Raw genomic sequence first — 18,983 nt, forward strand, 5'->3', positions numbered from 1 at the left:
TTTAGATAAAGTTTACCTTACCCTCTACCTTGGGTTTTTACCATGCCGTAAACACGCCGCCGCCGCGATCGCGGTTTTCCCCGGCGGGTACGGCTGGCATTTTTGGTTATCAATCCGTATAACTGTCCTCCAGCTGTTTAACCCATTACTTGATGACTATTGATATCAGACCTATGAATGATTCGTTAAGCCAGATTATCGCCGGCGAATTGCAGGCGCGTACCGAGCAAGTGGACGCGGCCGTCCGTCTGCTGGACGAAGGAAACACCGTCCCTTTTATCGCCCGTTACCGTAAAGAAGTGACCGGCGGGCTGGATGATACCCAACTGCGTCAGTTGGAAACCCGTCTGAGTTACCTGCGAGAACTGGAAGATCGGCGCCAGACAATTCTGAAATCCATCGACGAGCAGGGAAAACTGACCGAACAACTCGCCAACGCGATCGGCGCCACGCTGAGCAAGACCGAACTGGAAGATCTCTATCTGCCGTACAAGCCTAAGCGCCGCACTCGCGGGCAGATCGCCATCGAAGCCGGGCTGGAGCCGTTGGCGGACAGTCTGTGGCAGGATCCGTCTCAGGAGCCGGAGCAAGCCGCTCAGGCTTACGTCAACGCCGAGCTGGGCGTAGCGGACGCCAAAGCCGCGCTGGATGGCGCGCGCTACATTCTGATGGAGCGCTTCGCGGAAGACGCCGCGCTGCTGGCCAAGGTGCGTCACTACCTGTGGAAAAACGCCCATCTGGTTTCCCGCGTGGTGGAGGGGAAAGAGGAACAAGGCGCGAAATTCCGCGACTATTTCGACCACCACGAGCCGATTGCCCAGGTGCCCTCTCACCGCGCGCTGGCGATGTTCCGCGGCCGCAATGAAGGGATTTTGCAACTGTCGCTGAATGCCGATCCGCAGTTTGAAGAAACGCCGCGCGAAAGCCATTGCGAACAGATTATTATCGATCATCTGAATCTGCGGCTGGGTAATGCGGCCGCAGACAGTTGGCGGCGCGCGGTCGTCAACTGGACCTGGCGCATCAAAGTGCTGCTGCATCTCGAAACCGAACTGATGGGCAGCGTGCGTGAAAAAGCGGAAGACGAAGCGATCAATGTCTTCGCCCGCAACATGCACGATCTGTTGATGGCGGCCCCGGCCGGCATGCGCGCCACCATGGGGCTGGACCCGGGTTTACGCACCGGGGTGAAAGTCGCGGTGGTCGATGCCACCGGCAAGCTGGTCGCCACCGACACCATTTATCCGCATACCGGTCAGGCGGCCAAAGCCGCCGCCATCGTTGCCGCCCTGTGCATCAAACATCAGGTCGAACTGGTGGCGATTGGCAACGGCACCGCCTCACGGGAAACCGAACGTTTCTTCCTGGATACGCAAAAACAGTTCCCGGATATCCGCGCGCAGAAAGTCATCGTCAGTGAGGCCGGCGCGTCCGTGTACTCAGCGTCGGAATTGGCCGCGCAGGAATTCCCCGACCTGGACGTTTCCCTGCGCGGCGCCGTTTCTATCGCCCGTCGTTTGCAGGACCCACTGGCCGAACTGGTGAAAATCGACCCGAAATCCATCGGCGTCGGCCAGTATCAGCACGATGTCAGCCAGAGCCTGCTGGCGAAAAAACTCGATGCCGTGGTGGAAGACTGCGTCAACGCCGTCGGCGTCGATCTGAATACCGCCTCTGTCGCCCTGCTGACCCGCGTGGCGGGCCTCACGCGAATGATGGCGCAGAACGTGGTCGCCTGGCGCGATGAAAACGGCCGTTTCCGCAACCGGGAACAGCTACTGAAAGTCAGCCGGCTGGGGCCGAAAGCGTTTGAACAGTGTGCCGGCTTCCTGCGCATCAATCACGGCGATAATCCGCTGGATGCGTCTACCGTTCACCCGGAAGCCTACCCGGTCGTGGAGCGCATTCTGGCGGCGACCGAACAGGCGATCCAGGATTTAATGGGCAATCCCGGCGCGCTGCGCAATCTGAAAGCGGCTGATTTTACCGACGCGCGTTTTGGCGTGCCGACCGTGACCGACATCATCAAAGAGCTGGAGAAACCGGGACGCGACCCACGTCCCGAGTTTAAAACCGCCAGCTTTGCCGACGGGGTGGAAACCATGAACGACCTGCTGCCCGGCATGATTCTGGAAGGCGCGGTCACCAACGTGACCAACTTCGGGGCTTTCGTGGATATCGGCGTCCATCAGGACGGACTGGTGCATATCTCCTCCCTCGCCGATCGCTTCGTTGAGGATCCGCATACCGTGGTTAAGGCCGGGGATATCGTCAAGGTGAAAGTGATGGAAGTCGATCTGCAACGCAAGCGTATCGCGCTGACCATGCGGCTGGACGAACAGCCGGGTGAAACCGCCGCGCGCCGCGGGGGCAATGGCGGGGCTCGCGACACTCCGGCTTCGCCGCGTCAGCCGTCAGGCAAGCCACGCTCTCGTCCGGCGGGCAACGCTGCCACGGCGGGTAACAGCGCCATGAGCGATGCGCTGGCGGCGGCGTTTAAGAAGCGCTGATCCGGTTGACCCCGGCCCCGCCGTTGGGACTGGAGAATCCCCACAAATTTGGGGAAGAATTTCTGTCAGTGCAGTGAACGTTTCGTGCGCACTAACCTCAGTCGATTGCTGCGACCGTCTCAGCACGCGCCCGGCACGTGGCGGCTCAATCACCGCCGCCCCGTGTCCCCAGGCATTTCGCGGAAAATGATGAACCCCGTTGGGGTTCACCCTACGGCTAACGCAAGCGTTGTTCCATTTTGCGTTGCAAAGTTGCAAAATGGTGTCGTCGCTATGCGATGCTTTCGGCGTTCGTGACCGCTGACCGGGAGAGAGAAAACCTCACCCTCACTCCCCGCGCAGCGCGGCGGCCGGCGACTGCCGGTAAGCCAGCATCGCGGGAACGGTCAACAGCATCGCGGCGACCAACAGCAGAATCAGCACAAAGGCAACGTCATCCTGTCCCAGCGTCACCGGCAGCACAAAGCCGCTTTTCTCGCTCATCGCCTGCGCAATGACCTGTGCGGCGGCATAGCCGATGCCGATACCCAGCAGCACGCCGGCGCTAACCAGCGACATCAAACCACACCAGACAAGCGCGAAAACGCCATAGCGCGGCGCGCCGAACGCCCGCAACGCCCCGATCTGTTTTTGTCGCTGCCGCAGGTGAACCACCGCCACCATCGCCACGGCGACGCCGACCAGCCCTTGCGTGCCCAGTGAGATATAAATCAACAACTGCCGAATATCCCCCAATAGGGAATAGAGCTTCACCAGCACTTCGCCGGGGAAGACGGCCTGCGTCGCGTGGGTGCGATATAACGAACGAAGCTGATAAGCCCCGGCAATGCTCTTGGGCTTCACCACAATCGCCGGCACGCCCGCCTGATGCGCATGATCGCCCGCGTCCCGCTCAGCGTGTTCGTCGTGCGAGTGCCCCTCATCCTGCGCGTCATCCGCAGGTGGCGGCTGCACACCATGCACCCGCCACACCGCGCTTATCGGCACCAGAATCGCCTTATCCCATGCGCTGCCGTCGGCGGGCAGGATCCCCACCACGGTGTAATTGACCTCTTCATGCGCATGCGCGCCCTCTTGCCCCACCTGACCGTGAATCGGGCTGAACGTATCCCCCAACGCCAGGCCGGTATGCGCGCCCACCACCGCTTCGAAATCCGCGTTAAACACCCGACCGGCCAGCAGTCGCCGCTTGCCGTTATCGGTCGCCAGCGGCGCAGTGGTGCCGACTATCGGCATGTCCTGATAAAAATCGCCGAACGCTACCGGCGCCGCCCAGGCCACCAGCGGATTTTTCGTCAAATCGTCCACGATCTGCGCGGGGATCAGCGTCAGCGCCGACGGTTGCAGGAAAACCGACGATAGCACCAGTTGCGTTTCGCTGCCCGGCGCGCCGACGATCAAATCAAAACGATCCGCCGCTTTCGCGCTTCCCATACGCAGCGCTCTTTCCTGTAGGCTGACGGCAATACTTAGCGCGGTAGCCGTCGCAATCAGCAACACCACCACCACGACCCCCGGCCATAAACGCCGCCAGTCAACCCAGATAAGACGCCACGGGATCATGGTGCAACCTCCTGTTGAGCGCTGTCGGCTATCAGCCGCCCTTTCTCCAATCGCAGACAACGCGTCATCCGTGACGCCAGAAGCCGATCGTGGGTAATGGCAATCAACGTGGCGTTATTTTGCCGCGCCAGAGTCGCCAGCAGTTCGGCGATTTGCGCGCCGCTGTGCGCATCCAGACTGGCCGTCGGTTCATCCGCCACGATAATATCCGGCGATCCCAGCAACGCTCTGGCGACGGCGACTCGTTGCTTTTCCCCGCGCGACAGCATCTCAACCGGGCGATTACCGACATCCAGCCCGACCTGCGCCAGCAGATCGGCGGCGCGCTGTTTTAATGATGCCGGCAAGCGCCAGTGATGAAAGTTCGCCGGTAATAGCACGTTTTCCCGAGCGCTCAAACCGGGAAAGAGATGGAAATCCTGCATTACCAACCCCACATGCCGCGCCCGCCAGCGATCCCGTTCGGTTTCATTTAACCGCCTGATGTCCTGCTGCGCCCAGTTCACGCTGCCCGTTCCCCGCGAATCCAGGCCGCTAATCGCATTGACCAGCGTGGTTTTGCCCGAGCCGGACGGCCCCATTACCGCCACCTGCGAACCGGCGGCGATGCGCAACGCCGGAATAGCCAGCACCGCATCCGGCGTATCGGGGAAAGTGACGCTCAGATCTTGAATCAATAACTCCACCATCAGTGCTCCTACAGGGTATCGAACGTCGCATCACGCAGCCGCAGAAGACTGACGAAACCGGTTTCCGCGTCGGTCCACGATCCGTGCTCCAGTACGCCTTTCACTTCAATAATGGTGTTGTTCTGGACGAAGGTTTGCCGTTTAGCCAGATAGACCACCACGATATCTTCCGGCCAGTCGGCATCGGAGGAACAGAAAGGACACAACGCCATCGGCATTTTGGTCAGCACGAAGAATTGGGCTTCCGCTTTCAGCGGCGGCGCCATAAAGCCGCGCATCGTCACCCGCTTGCCGGATAAGATTTTGACGTCATCGGAGAATGCCAGTCCCAGCACGCCGTAAGACGCATAAAGTTTGTCGAAAGACAGTTCAGGCGGCGCGGCTTTCGCTGGCGCGACGCACAATAGCGCAAGCACAATCGGCGCTGCGTTCAACCAGACAGAAAGCGGGTTTGCCCCCGCCGGGTTACATTTCGCGTTATTCATACCGGCCAATTATCTCTTGTCCTGCGGTTTTAGCGCCAACGCATCGACAATCACCCGAAACAGCTCCGTATTTTCCATATAACCCCGGATCCGCTCGGCTCCCGGCCCGCTGGCCTGAATCACCATATCGTCCACCGCGTGCACGCCGGTATCGGAAGAACGCGGCAGGATCCCTTCGCGGAATACCGCCCCCGGCACCGCCTCATAGGCTTTATTCGCCACGTATTCATCCTTTTCATTTTTCACCGCCGGCACAAAGCGCCCGTCCAGCTTCGGCCGAAAGGTTTCGTAATAGTCAGGAAAGTTGTTGAAGAACACCGCCAGACGTTTGGAAACATGCACCTCGTCGGGATAACCATCTTTATTGGCGTCCCGATAGTTCGGGTAGCCGGCGTCTTCATACACGCCGACTTTCTCGCGCATGTCGGCGCCCGGTTTTTCATCGTCCACCGTGCCGATAATGGAGAGACCGTGGGTATGGTCGCCGGTAACGACGATCAAGGTATCCGGGTGCCGCTCGGCGAATGCCTTCGCCAGCGCCACCGACTGATCCAGCATGATGGTGTTATAAAACGCGCGCTCCCAGTCCAGCGGATGCGAGGCTTTGTCGATCAGCGCGGATTCCACCATCAGGAAGAAACCATCCTGATTTTTGGACAGGACATCCAGCGCCGCCTGCGTCATTTCGGTCAGATCGGGCTGGTGGGGGAATTTTTTGGCGACGTCGTTTTTCAGGAAACGGCGATCCAGCACATCATCCATGTTGCCGGTATGGAACAGGCCCAGCAGTTTGGTGGCCTGAGCCGCATTTTCCTTCAGCGTTTGGGCATCGGTAGCCAGCGTGTAACCCGCCTGCTGGAATTTTTCGATATAGTTGTTTTCATCTTTGCGTTTTGAGCCCGGCGTGCTCTGCGGCAGGAAATAAGCTGAGCCGCCGCCCAGGATCACGCTGGGCTGCACGTTGTAGAACATCTCGACGATTTCCGCTTTATCCGCCCGACGGCGGGTATGGGCCACCACGGCCGCCGGGGTTGCGTCTTCAATTTCAGCATCGCTGACCACGCCGACCGCCATATTGGTTGAACGGGTAATCAGCTCGCCGAGCGTTTCCTGTTTCGGATGTTCCAGCGAGTTTTTACTGCGGCTGACGTAGACGCCCAGCGCGTTTACGCCGGATTTATGCCCGGTCATATAGGCGCTCATGGTATTGGCGCTGTCCGCCGCAATCGAGTCGGTACTGGAGGTGCCGGCAAACGCCATGTATTGCAGATCGTCAATCGCCAGACGGCCGTCCGCCTTTCCTTCGGTTATCCCTTTGGACAGAATACGGGCGCCGGTGCGGTGAGCGACGGACAACCCGTCGCCGATAAACAAAATAACGTTTTTGGCTTTGCGGGTATCCGGCGTCTGATAGACGTCCCAGGTTACCCGCGTCGTTTTCCCTTTGGCCTGCGCTTCCACGGCGTATTGACCGGCGGCGGGCAGATGCGCATCCCGCACCCACACGGTAGACGCCCCGGCGCCGTCTTCACGTTCGACGAACGTGGCCGATTTTCCCAACACCTGTTGATAATCTTTGCCGTTGATCAGGATACGGATCTCTTCCGGCTTGAGTACCTCGTCAAACTCGACTTTAAAATCGAATTTTCCCCCCGCCAGCATGGTCGCGCGGTCGATGGGATAAATAGCCTGTGACTGAACCAGGCCCGGCAGTACGCCGGCCAACGCTAAAGGCAATAACCAATAAGCTTTCATCGTGATGTCCTTGATTGCGGAATGAACAGGACATAACGTAGTTATCTTTTCTTACAGTTTGATGAACATGGATATCAATTCCGAGCGGGGTTCACGCCCGCTCGGCCACGTCCGGCCGTTGGCTAAACGCCGTCAGTTGCGCAACAACCGTATCCGGATGGGAAATAAAGGGCGCATGCGCCGCTTTCGGGATCACCAACGATGAAGACCGCGGCCACTGTTCATCCAGCAAACCGGCCACTTTACGCGGCACCAATCCGTCCAACGCGCCATAGAGACGCAAAAACGGCAGCGGCAATGACGTCAGCGCCGGCCGTAAATCCGTCTGACGCAGAATTTCCAGACCGCCGTTCAGCACCTCGACGGAGGGCATGGGTTGCTCCAGCACCACGCGCTTCAGTAATCGGGCATCCTGTCGCGCGCTATCGGTTCCCAGCGTTTGCAGCGCCAGAAAACGTTCGACGGTGCGCTGGAAATCATCGCTGAGCTGCTGCTGGAACCCGTGCAACACATCGGATTTAATGCCCGGCCAGCCCTCCCGCGCGCTAAAGCACGGCGACGACGCCAGCGTGATCAGCCCGCTCACCCGCTGCGGCGCGTTTAATGCAATCTGACTGGTCACCAGCCCGCCCAGCGACCAGCCCAGCCAGACGGCGCGTTCAGGGGCCTGCGCCAGCACCGTCGCCGCCATGTCCTCCAGCGACATCGCGCCGAACCCCTGGCTTCGGCCATAGCCGGGCAAATCCACCAGATGCAGGCGAAAATGCGCGGCCAGTCGCGATGAAATGCCATGCCATACCTTCGCATTCAGCCCCCAGCCGTGCAGCAGCACAAGTTCCGTTTTTCCTGCGCCTTCAGTCTGCCAATACAACGGTTTCATAAGTTATCGTCCGCCTTAGAGAAATCCACTCTGTTCACTTCAGGGAAAAGCCTATGTTAACCATCGCCGCCCTGTGCTGGCTATGCCGGTCGCCGCTTTATCGCAGCCAGCAGGGAATTTGCTCCTATTGCCAGCGCCGCCTGTCGCCGACGCCGGTATGCTGCCCACGCTGCGGCTTGCCGACCGGCGATCCGACGCGGCAGTGCGGGCGCTGTCTGAAAAATCCGCCGCCCTGGCAGTCGATAACGTTTGTCGGTGACTATGTTCCACCGCTCAACGCCTTAATCAAACAATTTAAATTTAACGGTAAAACGGAACTGGCCCCGGCGCTTGCCCGGCAACTCTTATTACGCTGGTTGGCCGCCTATCGCGAACAGGCGTTGCTGACGCCGCGCCGCCTGTTCCGGCCCGACCGGATAGTTACGGTGCCCCTGCACCAACGGCGTCACTGGTCGCGCGGATTCAACCAGACCGAATTGTTAGCCCGCCCTTTGGCGCATTGGCTGGGATGTGATTATGAACCTCGCGCCATACGGCGTATCCGCCAGACGCCTCTTCAGCAAAAGCTCAGCGCCAGCGCACGGCGCGGCAATCTGCGAGGCGCGTTTCGCTGTCACGCCTCGCTGCCGGGCAAACAGGTGGTATTGCTGGATGATGTGGTGACCACCGGCAGCACCGCGGCGGAAATCAGCCGGCTTCTGCTGGCGCAAGGGGCGGCGGGCGTTCAGGTATGGTGTTTGTGCCGAACCTTGTAGTTCAAGGGAGGATGGGCGTATTATAACCGATAAGCGTAGTCAACCATTGAGTTTAACATTATGATCCATATTACTGACGCTGCTCAGGAACACTTCCTGAAACTGCTGGCAAAACAGGAAGAAGGCACGCAAATTCGTGTTTTCGTCATCAATCCCGGCACACCCAATGCGGAGTGCGGCGTTTCTTATTGCCCCCCGGATGCAGTGGAAGCCAGCGACACCGAACTGAAATTTGAAAAAATTTCAGCCTATGTGGACGAACTTAGTGCGCCGTATCTGGAAGATGCTGAAATCGATTTCGTCACCGACCAACTGGGTTCTCAGCTTACGCTGAAAGCGCCCAACGCCAAGATGCGTAAAGTGGATGACGACGCGCCGTTGATTGAACGCGTGGAATATGTACTGCAATCGCAGATCAACCCACAGTTGGCAGGCCACGGCGGCCGCGTCACGCTGATGGAAATCACCGATGATAATCTGGCGATCCTGCAATTCGGCGGCGGTTGCAACGGCTGTTCGATGGTCGACTACACGTTGAAAGAAGGGATTGAGAAAGAATTGTTGCAAAAGTTCCCAGAGCTGAAAGGCGTGAGGGATCTCACCGAGCATCAGCGCGGTGAGCATTCCTATTATTAATGTCCTGATGATTAGGCCGGGTCATTGCACCCGGCATCCTCCTCGCAGACAGTCGCGGGCAACGGCGCGCCGCGGCGCAGATCGATGTCGCGAATCAGACGTTCAAGATAACGATCGGCAAAGATGGATTCCAGCGTGCGGCTAAGTTTCCGCCGCCAGTTCGGGTATTCCCGGCTCGTTCCGGGAACGTTCACCGGCGTCGCCATATCCAGCCAGTCTTCCAGTTGAAACCCGACCAACGCGCTGGCGCTGTCGGCCATATAACGTTGAACGCCCCGGTTAAGCGGTACGCCCATTGTCGTCAACGATGAATTCCTCCCCACCCGCTGCGGCAACAGCCCGTGCTGATGTAATGCGTTCAACAAACCCTGTTTGGATTTTTCACGCAGCTGAATCTGCTGTTGCAATAACACGTCATCCGGGTACAAACCCAAATCCCTGCCCAACGACAAATCCACCGCCTGCCAGTACCCGCGCAGCGTGGGGAGATCGTGTGTGGTGATGGTGGCCATCGCCTGACGCGGATACCTGCCGGGTGAGCGGAAGCGATGCTGCTCGTCCTTTTCAAAAAACAGCACCTTATAGGAATAGACGCCGAAGTCATGCAGTTTGCTGACGATCTCCGGCGGCACCGTGCCCAAATCCTCGCCTATCACCAGGCAGCGGTGACGCTGACTTTCCAGCGCCAGCACCGCCAACAGATCGTCCAGCGGATAGTGGACATAGGCGCCGTCAACAGCCGATTCGGCTTTGGGTATCCACCATAAACGCAGGAGCGCCATCACATGGTCGATACGCAGCGCGCCGCAATTCGCCATGTTGCTGCGCAACACGTCGATAAACGGCTGATAGCCGCGCTGCCGCATCATGTTGGGATTCATCGGCGATAAGTGCCAGTTTTGCCCCAGCGGCCCCAGCGGATCCGGGGGCGCGCCGATGGAGGCATCCAGACAATAAAGCTGACGCTCATCCCAGGTTTCCGCGCCCCCCTGCGCGACGCCTACGGCCAAATCGCGATACAGACCAATAGGCAGACCGAGCTGCTTACTGCGCGCAAAGCATTCCGCCAGTTGCTCGTAAGCCAGCCATTGCAGCCAGCAATAAAAATTAATTTCATCCGCATGTTCCTGGCGAAACGACTTCACCGCCTCGCCGTGAACATCATGATAGCGGGTCGGCCACTGCAACCAGTCCGCGTAATTTTCTCCCTGACGTTTCAGGTAAGCCTGCAACGCATCGAATGTTGCCTGCAATTGCAGACTTTGCCCGCCATTGACCACAAACTGGCGAAAAGCGCTGATACGCGGGTCCAGCGCGCTGCGGGTGTTGAAATAGCCAAAGGCCAGCCGCAACGCGCTCAGCTTGAGGGTGGTGACCGATTCATAATCGACCCAACGTCCCGCCCGCAGCGCCGATACCGCTTGCTGCGTCTCCTCCAGCAGCCACCATTGTTGCGCCTCTGAACTCTGCTGAAAATCATCCACCTGATTGACGTCAATATAAATCACGTTTAGCCAATGGCGGGAAGAGGGACTGTACGGACTTGCCGCCTCCGGAACCGCCGGGTACAGCGAGTGCAGCGGATTCAGCCCCACAAACGCCCCGCCGCGGCGGGCTATCTGTTCCACCAACTGGCGCAAATCGCCGAAATCGCCCACCCCCCAGTTATTTTGCGAACGCAGGGTGTAAAGCTGAACGGTCACTCCCCACCAGCGTTTGCCCTGCAACAGGGCTTCAGGCTCGTAACAACGGGGCGGCGCCACGGTTATCCGACAGTTCCAGCGCTGCTCGGCCTGCGTTAGCGTAAGATGATGATATCCCATAGGAAGTGCTGCGGGGAGCGTCAGATTCGTACCGCCGGTCACCTGTCCCTGAACCTGTCCGCCGTTTTCATACATCAGCGTCCAGTGAAATTCGCCATTGCCGGCCAGCGCAATAACGGCGTCCCGTCCCTGAAGAAAAACTTTTACCGGAGGCAGGGGAGCGCCATCACTGCCTGAGATATCCATCATCGCCAGCAGTCGTTCTCTGATCGACGCATCAATCGTATGCTTATTGCCATAAGCATCCGTATATGTTTCCGCTATACCCATCTGTTGAATTGCCGAGTTACCCGCCTTGAATGCCATCTTCCTTTTCCTTAACGACGCACTTGCCAAATACGCTTCTGGTAATCATGAATCGCCCTGTCCGAGCTAAACATCCCCATTCTGGCCGTATTAAGTACACAACGACGCGTCCATTCCTCCGGTTCACGATATTGCGCATCCACCTGCTGCTGCACCTCACAGTAAGGTACGAAATCAGCCATCAACAAATAGGGATCGCCCTCTTCCAGCAAACTGTTCAACAGCGGCGCAAACGCTTGCTTGTCCCCGTGACTAAAAGCGCCGCTGGCTAGTTCATCCAATATCTCGCGTAGCAAAGGCGTATCGGTAATGTAGTCCGACGGCGCATATCCCTGCGCCTGCAAGGCTTTTACCTGCTCAACCGTATGACCGAAAATGAACAGGTTTTCAGCGCCGACCTGTTGAGCCATCTCGACATTGGCCCCATCCCATGTTCCCACCGTCAGCGCGCCATTCAGCGCCAGCTTCATATTGCCCGTTCCGGAAGCTTCTTTGCCCGCCGTCGAGATTTGCTCGGACACATCGGTAGCGGGGATCATCCGTTCGGCCAGCGATACGCGGTAATCGGGAAGAAAGACCACCTTGAGACGATCGTTGCAGCGGCGATCCCGATTAATCTTTTCCGCCACCTGATTAATGGCATAGATAATATTTTTGGCCAGTGCATAACCCGGCGCGGCCTTGGCGCCAAACAAAAAGACGCGCGGAACTATATCCAGATGCGGGTTATCACGCAATTGCCGATAGAGAGAAAGGATATGCAGCAGATTCAGGTGTTGACGCTTATATTCGTGCAGCCGCTTGATTTGCACGTCAAACAGCGCCAGCGGATCGAGACTCACCCCATAATCACGTTGCAGGTGTTCCGCCAGACGCACCTTGTTGTCTTGTTTAATCCGCCGGTAACGCTCGCGGAATCCGGCATCGTCGGCATAGGGTTCCAGCCCTTGCAAGGCAGGTAAGTCATTCACCCATTCGATGTGTAATGTCTCATCAATCAACGACGACAGCGCCGGATTACACTGCTTCAGCCAGCGGCGCGGCGTAATACCGTTGGTCACGTTGTGAAATTTATTCGGCCATAGCCGGTGATATTCAGGGAACAGATCTTTCACCACCAGTTCCGAATGCAGCGCCGCCACGCCGTTTACCGCAAAGCAGCTCACCACGCACAGATTCGCCATGCGGATTTGCCGCCGGTGACGCACCGCCAGTTTCGCCCACACCTGACGATCGCCGGGCCAGTGTCGCTCCACCTGGATGTTAAAATGCGCGTCGATCTGCTTGATGATGGAAAGATGACGGGGAAGCAGACGGGCGAACAGCCTTTCGTCCCAGCGTTCCAGCGCTTCCGGCATCAACGTATGGTTGGTATAGGCAAAAGTGCGCCTGGTAATCGACCAGGCATCATCCCAGCTCATCCGGTGGTCATCCAACAATATGCGCAACATTTCAGGGATCGCCAGCGTCGGGTGCGTGTCATTAAGCTGGATCACTTCATAATCCGGCAACTCGGACAGCGCCCGTCCGGCCGCCAGATGCCGACGCAGAATATCGGCCACCGAGCAGGCACACTGGAAATATTGCTGCATCAGCCGCAGCCGTTTACCCGCGGCGTGGTTATCATTCGGATACAGCACTTTGGTCAGGCTGGCCGCCGCCACGCCGGCCTGCTCGGCCTTGAGATAGCGCCCCTCATTAAACAGCGTCAGATCAAACGGGTGACGGTGGGTCGCCTGCCACAGGCGCAGCGGTTGAGTGATGCCGTTGCGATAACCAATCACCGGTAAATCACAGGCTTCGCCCCGCAGGCTAAAATCAGGCAGCCACACCTCACTGCCGTCAGCCTGCTGCTGCAACCGGCCGCCAAACCCGACATCCACGGCCAGCTCAGGCCGTTGAAAAAACCACGGATAGCCATCCCGGTGCCAATCATCGGGGGTTTCCTGCTGCTGTCCCTGCGTAAAATGCTGGCGAAACAGACCGTATTGATAATTGAGGCCATAGCCGGTCGCCGGCTGCCCGACCGTGGCCATCGAATCCAGAAAACAGGCGGCCAGCCGACCCAGACCGCCATTGCCCAAACCGGGATCGGTTTCCTGCTCCAGCACATCGCTCAGGTTAATCCGTTGTTGCGCCAATACCTCGGCGACGGCGTTGTACCATCCCAGATTCAACAGGTTGTTGCCGGTCAGACGGCCGGGGAGAAACTCCATGGAAAGGTAATTCACATGGCGTTGTTCCGACCGGCCATGCGTTTTATTCGGCGCAACGGCAAAGGCGGGCTGCGCCGCCAGTTGTTCGGCCAGCGCCAGACTGACAGAGCGCCAGCATTGCGTCGGCGTCATCTGTTGCAGAGAAGCAACGCCGTAGTAGCGCTGCTGGCGAAGCAGCGCGGCGGCGAACTGCGACGGATTGAATGCAAGCGATGGGTGCTCTGAAAACGATTGGTTATCTGGAAACCCTGACATGGCGCCTCTCTCCCCCTGTGATCCGTCGCGGAAAAAGGCACGTCTGGCTCAGCACAACTCCAACTGCACCTTATGTTGTTCAATGATTTTTAGCACGCCGGGCGGTGGCAATTGATCGGTAAAAAGATAGTCAATCAAATCCATGTTGCCCAGATTAACCATGGCGTTGCGGCCAAATTTGGAATGATCCGTCACCAGCATGACACAACGGGAATTTTCAATGATTGCCCGTTTGGTTCGCACTTCATGGTAGTCAAACTCCAGCAATGAGCCGTCCATGTCAATGCCGCTAATACCCAAGATACCGAAATCCAGACGAAACTGAGAGATAAAATCCAGCGTGGCCTCTCCCATAATGCCGCCGTCGCGGGTACGCACTTCACCGCCCGCCAGAATTAAACGGAAGTCTTCCTTTGCCGTCAGCAACGTCGCCACATTCAGGTTATTGGTCACAACGCGTAAATTCTTATGCTGCATCAGCGCATAGGCCACGGCTTCCGGCGTGGTGCCGATATCAATAAACAGCGTGGCGCCGTCCGGGATCTGGCTGGCGACCTTGCGCGCAATGCGCGCTTTCTCCTCGGACCACATCATCTTACGGTCATTATAGGCAGTGTTAACCGAGCTTGAAGGCAATGCCGCGCCGCCATGATGACGGTGGATCTTATTCTGTTCGGCCAAGTCGTTCAGATCGCGGCGAATGGTTTGCGGACTGACCGCAAAATGATCCACCAGTTCCTCCGTACTGACATAACCCTGACGACGCACCAGTTCGATAATGGCCTCATGTCGTTGTGTTTGCTTCACGTTCATCCCCTAGCATGTCCGGATTTACCGGGAGTTCGTTTTATTATAAGTATCCCAAAAGGCCATTAATATCCCTGCGACCAGCCCCGCCGCATGCGCGGCATTGGCTATCGACATCCCTAAAATATCGAAATATCCGGCTATCAGCCACAGTAAAGCAAACGCCATCAGGCTGCGCGGCATAAATAAATTGCCGTTGGGTTCTCTTTCGCCACGCAGCCAGACATACCCCATCAGCGCATAAACGACGCCAGACAATCCGCCAAAGTAGATACCGCTAAACCAGGACTGCGCCCAACCGCTCACCAGCGATGAAATCAGGGTAATCATCAGCAGCTTACGGGTGCCCAGCACTTTCTCGACCGGCCCGCCCAGATACCACCACCACATCAGATTGAATAAAATATGCAAGACGGAAAAATGCAACAAGGCATGACTGAACCAACGCCAGAGCTGCCATTGCTGCCCGGCCTCGGGATAAGACAACCAGGCCATCACCCGATCGGCGCCCGATACCTGCATCAGTAAAAAGACCACCACGGCGACGACCATGATCGACAACGTCAACGGCCCCGCTTTCTGTTGCAGCGTTTGCCAATAGGAAAAGCGATGATATTGGATGCCCGAGTCCGTCGATCCCGACTGCCAGCTTGCCGCCTGATAGCGGGGATTCAGCGGATCGCGCAGAAAAATCTCCAGCGCCTGTTGTACTTTATCCAGTTGCTCGTCGTCAGCCAGCCACAGCTCGGCTTCTTGTCCGGTGGCGCGTATTTCCAGACCGACGTTCTGCGTCTGCATATAATCCACAAACGCCTGCGCCAGACGTGGATTGGATAGAGAGATAACGCGAATTGCCATAAAAAATTAATCACATCGTAGTGGGCGGATTGCGCGTAAAAATATCACATATCCCCAAAAGACGTGCGCGAGAATCTCTTTTCAACGCCAGAACCTTATCGTTTCTCCGGCCTCCATTCCCCTCGACTCCGGCGATCCCCGCCCTTTTGATAACATAGTTATTTATTTTTGTTTACTTCCGTTTCACCTTATTTCCTATGACATCAGTCACTTTTTAATCAACAGGACTCTTTTACTCTCCCAGTATGTAGAGAGGTGATTATGTTTCTCGAAGAAAGGCGACATCAGATCCTGACCTATCTGGACAGACACGGGCGGGCAAGCGTGGAATTTCTGGCGAAGGAGTTTTCCGTGACCAGAGAAACCATCCGCAGTGATTTGAACGCGCTGGCGCGCATGAACCTGGTTCAACGCTGCCACGGCGGCGCTATCGTCATCCGTCGAAGTTTACAGTCCGAACTCATCACCTCCGGCCGGGAGAACATTGAGGCGCTGCTGAAACGGCTGGAAAAACACCCGCGGTATCAAACCATGAAAAACAGGGGAGGCAGAATGAGCGGTAAGGTCTGTATTCTGGGATCGTTTAACGTCGATATCGTCGCGAAAGTGGAGCGTTTTCCCAAAGGCGGGGAATCCTTGCTGGCGTTGGGCAGCGCGCTCGGCCCGGGAGGGAAAGGCGCGAATCAGGCCATGGCGGCCAGCCACGCGGGAGCCAACGTGCATTTTGTTTCCAAGGTCGGCAAAGATCAATTCAGCCAGTTTGCCTATGATCATCTTTCCGCCTCGGCAATACACTCTTTCAAACTTTACCAGTCAGAAACAGAACCGACCGGCAACGCGATTATTTATGTGTCGCAGCAAGATGGCGAGAATATGATCGCCATTTATTCCGGCGCGAATAAAACCATTACCGATGACGAGATCGCGGAGATGATGCCCGAGCTGTCCGACTCGGACGTATTATTGCTGCAACTGGAGAACAACTTCCCCGCCACATTAAACGCCATCAAGTTGGCTAACGCATTGAATATCCGCGTAGTGCTGAACCCGGCCCCCTATTCCCGCGACGTGCTGGACTGTCTGGAATATATCGACGTCATCACGCCGAATGAAACGGAAGCTTCTTTGCTCTCCGGCGTTGAAGTGCGCGATTTGGACAGCGCCAAGGACGCGGCGCAAAAAATCGTCGCGCTCGGCGCCCGACGGGTCATTATCACCATGGGTTCGCGCGGGGCGCTACTCTTTGATAACCAGCAATTTCAACATATTCCGGCGTTTCCGGCGTTGAGCGTGGATACCACGGGCGCCGGCGATGCCTTCAACGGCGCGTTCGCCGCCGCGATTGCCACCGGACAGAATCTGGTGCAGGCCGCGACCTACGCCTCCGCCTTCGCATCGCTGGCCGTAGAACGGGAAGGCGCGGCGAATATGCCGGATCATCAGCAGGTTAAGGTCAGACTGTCCCAACGCTGATCCCTGAATTTACCCATACTGTAATTCCGCCAGGAGTGAACCATGAAAAAAATCGACGGCATTGTCCCGGTCATGCTGACCCCATTTACCGAACAAAACGCTATTGATTATCCCGGGCTGGCAAAACTGATTGACTGGTATCTTGAAAAAGGCGTCGATGCGCTATTCGCCGTCTGCCAGTCCAGTGAAATGCAATTCCTGAGCCTGCAAGAGCGTGTCGACCTGGCGCGTTTTGTGGTCGAAAAAGTCGCCGGCCGCATCCCGGTGATCGCTTCAGGGCATATCAGCGATGGTCTGAACGATCAGATCGCCGAGCTTGGCGCCATGGCGGCGACCGGCATCGACGCGCTGGTGCTGGTCACCAACCATCTGGATCCCAAAGATCAGGGCAGCGAGGTGTTTTATGCCACGCTGAACGCGCTGCTGGCCGCGCTGCCCGCGTCCATGCCGCTGGGGCTGTATGAGTGCCCGGCGCCTTATCGCCGTTTGCTGAGCGATGATGAACTGAGTTACTGCGCCAATAGCGGACGCTTTGTGGTGCTGAAAGACGTGAGCTGCGATCTGCCGACGGTGGCACGCCGGGTCAAACGGGTTGCCGACACGCCGTTGAACATCATCAACGCCAATGCGGCGATTGCCTTCGATGCCATGAAAGCGGGTTCAAAAGGTTTCAGCGGCGTGTTCACCAATTTCCATCCAGAACTCTATAGCTGGCTTTACCATCACCATTCCAGTAACCCGGAACTGGCGCAGGAGTTGGCGACGTTTCTTTCCCTCGCCGCCGTGACGGAAACCCTGGGTTATCCCAAAAACGCAAAAATTTATCACCAACGCCAGGGCACTTTCGGCAGTGCTTACTGCCGGGTCAATAAAGACAACGTGCTGGAAAAATACTGGGGATTGACAGTGATCCTCGAGCAAATCCGCAGCGGCACAGAGCATTACCAAAACAAAATAAATCGCATTAACTAGTCTCCCTTTTTCCTCATACCTCTACGAGAAGGAAGCACCGATTATGAAACTTATCCGGTTGACGGCGTTAAGTACCCTCTTACTCTCCTGCTCCGCCTTCGCAGCGTGGCCGGAAAAACCGATTACCATTATCGTCCCCTGGGGCGCGGGCGGAAATACCGACACCGTGGCCCGGCTGGTGGCCCAGGGTCTGCAAAAAGAGCTGGGCGTGAACGTCAACGTGGTCAACCGCACCGGCGGTAGCGGCGTCGTCGGCCATGATGCGATCCATCGCGCCAAACCCGATGGCTATACGCTGGGTATTGTGACGGTGGAAATCGCCATGATGCACCACCAGAAAATGACCACCCTCAGCTATCAGGATTACACCCCTATCAGCCGGCTGGCGGTGATTTATGGCGGGTTACAGGTCGCCAAGGATTCGCCCTATCAGGATGCCAACCAGTTAATCGAGGCCATCAAGCAGCAGCCTGGCAAATTGCGCGCCTCGGGCAGCGGTCTGAAATCCGTCTGGCACCTCAATACGCTGGGGATGCTGAAAAGCGCCAATCTGCCGGATAGCGCCGTTCGCTATATTCCCTCGCAGGGCGCCAGCGCCGCGCTGCAAGAGCTGGTTTCCGGCGGGGTGGACTTCGTGACCTCTTCGCCCGGCGAAGCCAAGAGCATGGTAGACGCCGGTATGGTGCGCCACCTGGCCATCATGTCCAATCAGGCCTCCGATCTCTATGCCGATATCCCGATCTTCAATCAGGCGACGCCGTATAACTGGTCGCTGACCACCTGGAACGTGCTGTCGGCCCCGAAAGGCCTCTCTACGGAGATTACCGACAAGCTGACCGCCGCGATGAAAAAGGTTTATGACTCTGGAGAACTACAGAAATTCGCCAACAATCAAGGATTTGAAGTCAGCGCGTTGTACGATGACGAACTTTATCAATTTATGAAAGAAGAAGATGCTCAGTTTGGGAGCCTACTTTCCGCAGATAAATAAAACAGGCGG

General features: G+C 57.3%; 15 protein-coding genes. 6 read left to right on the top strand and 9 right to left on the bottom strand.

The window, feature by feature from the left end; all coding sequences use genetic code 11:
- The first annotated feature begins 173 nt into the window (after window positions 1-173).
- The gene (locus HOY33_RS16855; protein ID WP_172291299.1) at window positions 174-2,510 is read left to right on the top strand and encodes a Tex family protein; all 2,337 of its coding nucleotides are present in this window, start codon (window positions 174-176) and stop codon (window positions 2,508-2,510) included.
- 327 nt (window positions 2,511-2,837) lie between these two features.
- Here the strand turns inward: HOY33_RS16855 and HOY33_RS16860 are convergent, their stop codons facing one another.
- The 5 genes from HOY33_RS16860 to bioH all read right to left on the bottom strand — a co-directional run bounded on the left by HOY33_RS16860 (window position 2,838) and on the right by bioH (window position 7,882).
- Entirely contained in the window at window positions 2,838-4,073 is a 1,236-nt protein-coding gene (locus HOY33_RS16860; RefSeq protein WP_172291300.1) for an ABC transporter permease, read from the bottom strand.
- Window positions 4,070-4,762, bottom strand: coding sequence for an ABC transporter ATP-binding protein (locus HOY33_RS16865; RefSeq protein ID WP_172291301.1), 693 nt, complete (start codon window positions 4,760-4,762; stop codon window positions 4,070-4,072). Before HOY33_RS16865 ends, HOY33_RS16860 begins: the two co-directional genes overlap by 4 nt.
- A gap of 8 nt (window positions 4,763-4,770) precedes the next feature.
- Window positions 4,771-5,247 (bottom strand): hypothetical protein, encoded by a 477-nt coding sequence (locus HOY33_RS16870; RefSeq protein ID WP_172291302.1) that lies wholly within the window; start codon window positions 5,245-5,247, stop codon window positions 4,771-4,773.
- Between the two features lie 9 nt (window positions 5,248-5,256).
- A complete protein-coding gene (locus tag HOY33_RS16875) occupies window positions 5,257-7,002 on the bottom strand; it encodes an alkaline phosphatase (RefSeq protein WP_172291303.1) in 1,746 nt (581 codons plus the stop codon).
- Window positions 7,003-7,093: 91 nt separating this feature from the next.
- A complete protein-coding gene (gene bioH, locus HOY33_RS16880; RefSeq protein ID WP_172291304.1) occupies window positions 7,094-7,882 on the bottom strand; it encodes a pimeloyl-ACP methyl ester esterase BioH in 789 nt (262 codons plus the stop codon).
- Between the two features lie 53 nt (window positions 7,883-7,935).
- Between bioH and gntX the strand changes: the two genes are divergently transcribed.
- Together gntX and nfuA are read left to right on the top strand one after the other, a co-directional pair.
- A complete protein-coding gene (gene gntX / locus HOY33_RS16885; RefSeq protein ID WP_172291305.1) occupies window positions 7,936-8,637 on the top strand; it encodes a DNA utilization protein GntX in 702 nt (233 codons plus the stop codon).
- Window positions 8,638-8,697: 60 nt separating this feature from the next.
- Window positions 8,698-9,273, top strand: coding sequence for a Fe-S biogenesis protein NfuA (gene nfuA / locus HOY33_RS16890; protein WP_172291306.1), 576 nt, complete (start codon window positions 8,698-8,700; stop codon window positions 9,271-9,273).
- A gap of 11 nt (window positions 9,274-9,284) precedes the next feature.
- Here the strand turns inward: nfuA and malQ are convergent, their stop codons facing one another.
- Genes malQ through glpG form a run of 4 tightly spaced genes read right to left on the bottom strand, consistent with a single transcriptional unit; the run spans window position 9,285 to window position 15,538 of the window.
- Entirely contained in the window at window positions 9,285-11,402 is a 2,118-nt protein-coding gene (gene malQ, locus HOY33_RS16895; protein ID WP_172291307.1) for a 4-alpha-glucanotransferase, read from the bottom strand.
- Between the two features lie 11 nt (window positions 11,403-11,413).
- On the bottom strand, window positions 11,414-13,873 hold the full coding sequence (malP, locus tag HOY33_RS16900; protein WP_172291308.1) for a maltodextrin phosphorylase: 2,460 nt from the start codon (window positions 13,871-13,873) through the stop codon (window positions 11,414-11,416).
- A 48-nt stretch (window positions 13,874-13,921) separates the two neighbouring features.
- Window positions 13,922-14,680, bottom strand: coding sequence for a DeoR/GlpR family transcriptional regulator (locus HOY33_RS16905; protein WP_172291309.1), 759 nt, complete (start codon window positions 14,678-14,680; stop codon window positions 13,922-13,924).
- 24 nt (window positions 14,681-14,704) lie between these two features.
- Window positions 14,705-15,538 carry a rhomboid family intramembrane serine protease GlpG gene (glpG, locus tag HOY33_RS16910; RefSeq protein ID WP_172291310.1) on the bottom strand — a complete coding sequence of 278 codons (834 nt, stop codon included), beginning with the start codon at window positions 15,536-15,538 and terminating at the stop codon, window positions 14,705-14,707.
- 261 nt (window positions 15,539-15,799) lie between these two features.
- Between glpG and rbsK the strand changes: the two genes are divergently transcribed.
- The 3 genes from rbsK to HOY33_RS16925 are packed head-to-tail and all read left to right on the top strand — an operon-like array spanning window position 15,800 to window position 18,974.
- Window positions 15,800-17,011 carry a ribokinase gene (gene rbsK / locus HOY33_RS16915; protein ID WP_172291311.1) on the top strand — a complete coding sequence of 404 codons (1,212 nt, stop codon included), beginning with the start codon at window positions 15,800-15,802 and terminating at the stop codon, window positions 17,009-17,011.
- A gap of 42 nt (window positions 17,012-17,053) precedes the next feature.
- Window positions 17,054-17,983, top strand: coding sequence for a dihydrodipicolinate synthase family protein (locus tag HOY33_RS16920; RefSeq protein ID WP_172291312.1), 930 nt, complete (start codon window positions 17,054-17,056; stop codon window positions 17,981-17,983).
- A 43-nt stretch (window positions 17,984-18,026) separates the two neighbouring features.
- The gene (locus HOY33_RS16925; RefSeq protein WP_172291313.1) at window positions 18,027-18,974 is read left to right on the top strand and encodes a tripartite tricarboxylate transporter substrate binding protein; all 948 of its coding nucleotides are present in this window, start codon (window positions 18,027-18,029) and stop codon (window positions 18,972-18,974) included.
- Window positions 18,975-18,983 lie beyond the last annotated feature (9 nt).

Source organism: Brenneria sp. hezel4-2-4, from assembly GCF_013155275.1.
Taxonomy (GTDB): domain Bacteria; phylum Pseudomonadota; class Gammaproteobacteria; order Enterobacterales; family Enterobacteriaceae; genus Brenneria.

Bases quoted from the DNA above. Each gene is read 5' to 3' on its own strand.
- HOY33_RS16855 (WP_172291299.1), top strand. From the start codon at position 174: ATGAATGATTCGTTAAGCCAGATTATCGCCGGCGAATTGCAGGCGCGT.
- HOY33_RS16860 (WP_172291300.1), bottom strand. From the start codon at position 4,073: ATGATCCCGTGGCGTCTTATCTGGGTTGACTGGCGGCGTTTATGGCCG.
- HOY33_RS16865 (WP_172291301.1), bottom strand. From the start codon at position 4,762: ATGGTGGAGTTATTGATTCAAGATCTGAGCGTCACTTTCCCCGATACG.
- HOY33_RS16870 (WP_172291302.1), bottom strand. From the start codon at position 5,247: ATGAATAACGCGAAATGTAACCCGGCGGGGGCAAACCCGCTTTCTGTC.
- HOY33_RS16875 (WP_172291303.1), bottom strand. From the start codon at position 7,002: ATGAAAGCTTATTGGTTATTGCCTTTAGCGTTGGCCGGCGTACTGCCG.
- bioH (WP_172291304.1), bottom strand. From the start codon at position 7,882: ATGAAACCGTTGTATTGGCAGACTGAAGGCGCAGGAAAAACGGAACTT.
- gntX (WP_172291305.1), top strand. From the start codon at position 7,936: ATGTTAACCATCGCCGCCCTGTGCTGGCTATGCCGGTCGCCGCTTTAT.
- nfuA (WP_172291306.1), top strand. From the start codon at position 8,698: ATGATCCATATTACTGACGCTGCTCAGGAACACTTCCTGAAACTGCTG.
- malQ (WP_172291307.1), bottom strand. From the start codon at position 11,402: ATGGCATTCAAGGCGGGTAACTCGGCAATTCAACAGATGGGTATAGCG.
- malP (WP_172291308.1), bottom strand. From the start codon at position 13,873: ATGTCAGGGTTTCCAGATAACCAATCGTTTTCAGAGCACCCATCGCTT.
- glpG (WP_172291310.1), bottom strand. From the start codon at position 15,538: ATGGCAATTCGCGTTATCTCTCTATCCAATCCACGTCTGGCGCAGGCG.
- rbsK (WP_172291311.1), top strand. From the start codon at position 15,800: ATGTTTCTCGAAGAAAGGCGACATCAGATCCTGACCTATCTGGACAGA.
- HOY33_RS16920 (WP_172291312.1), top strand. From the start codon at position 17,054: ATGAAAAAAATCGACGGCATTGTCCCGGTCATGCTGACCCCATTTACC.
- HOY33_RS16925 (WP_172291313.1), top strand. From the start codon at position 18,027: ATGAAACTTATCCGGTTGACGGCGTTAAGTACCCTCTTACTCTCCTGC.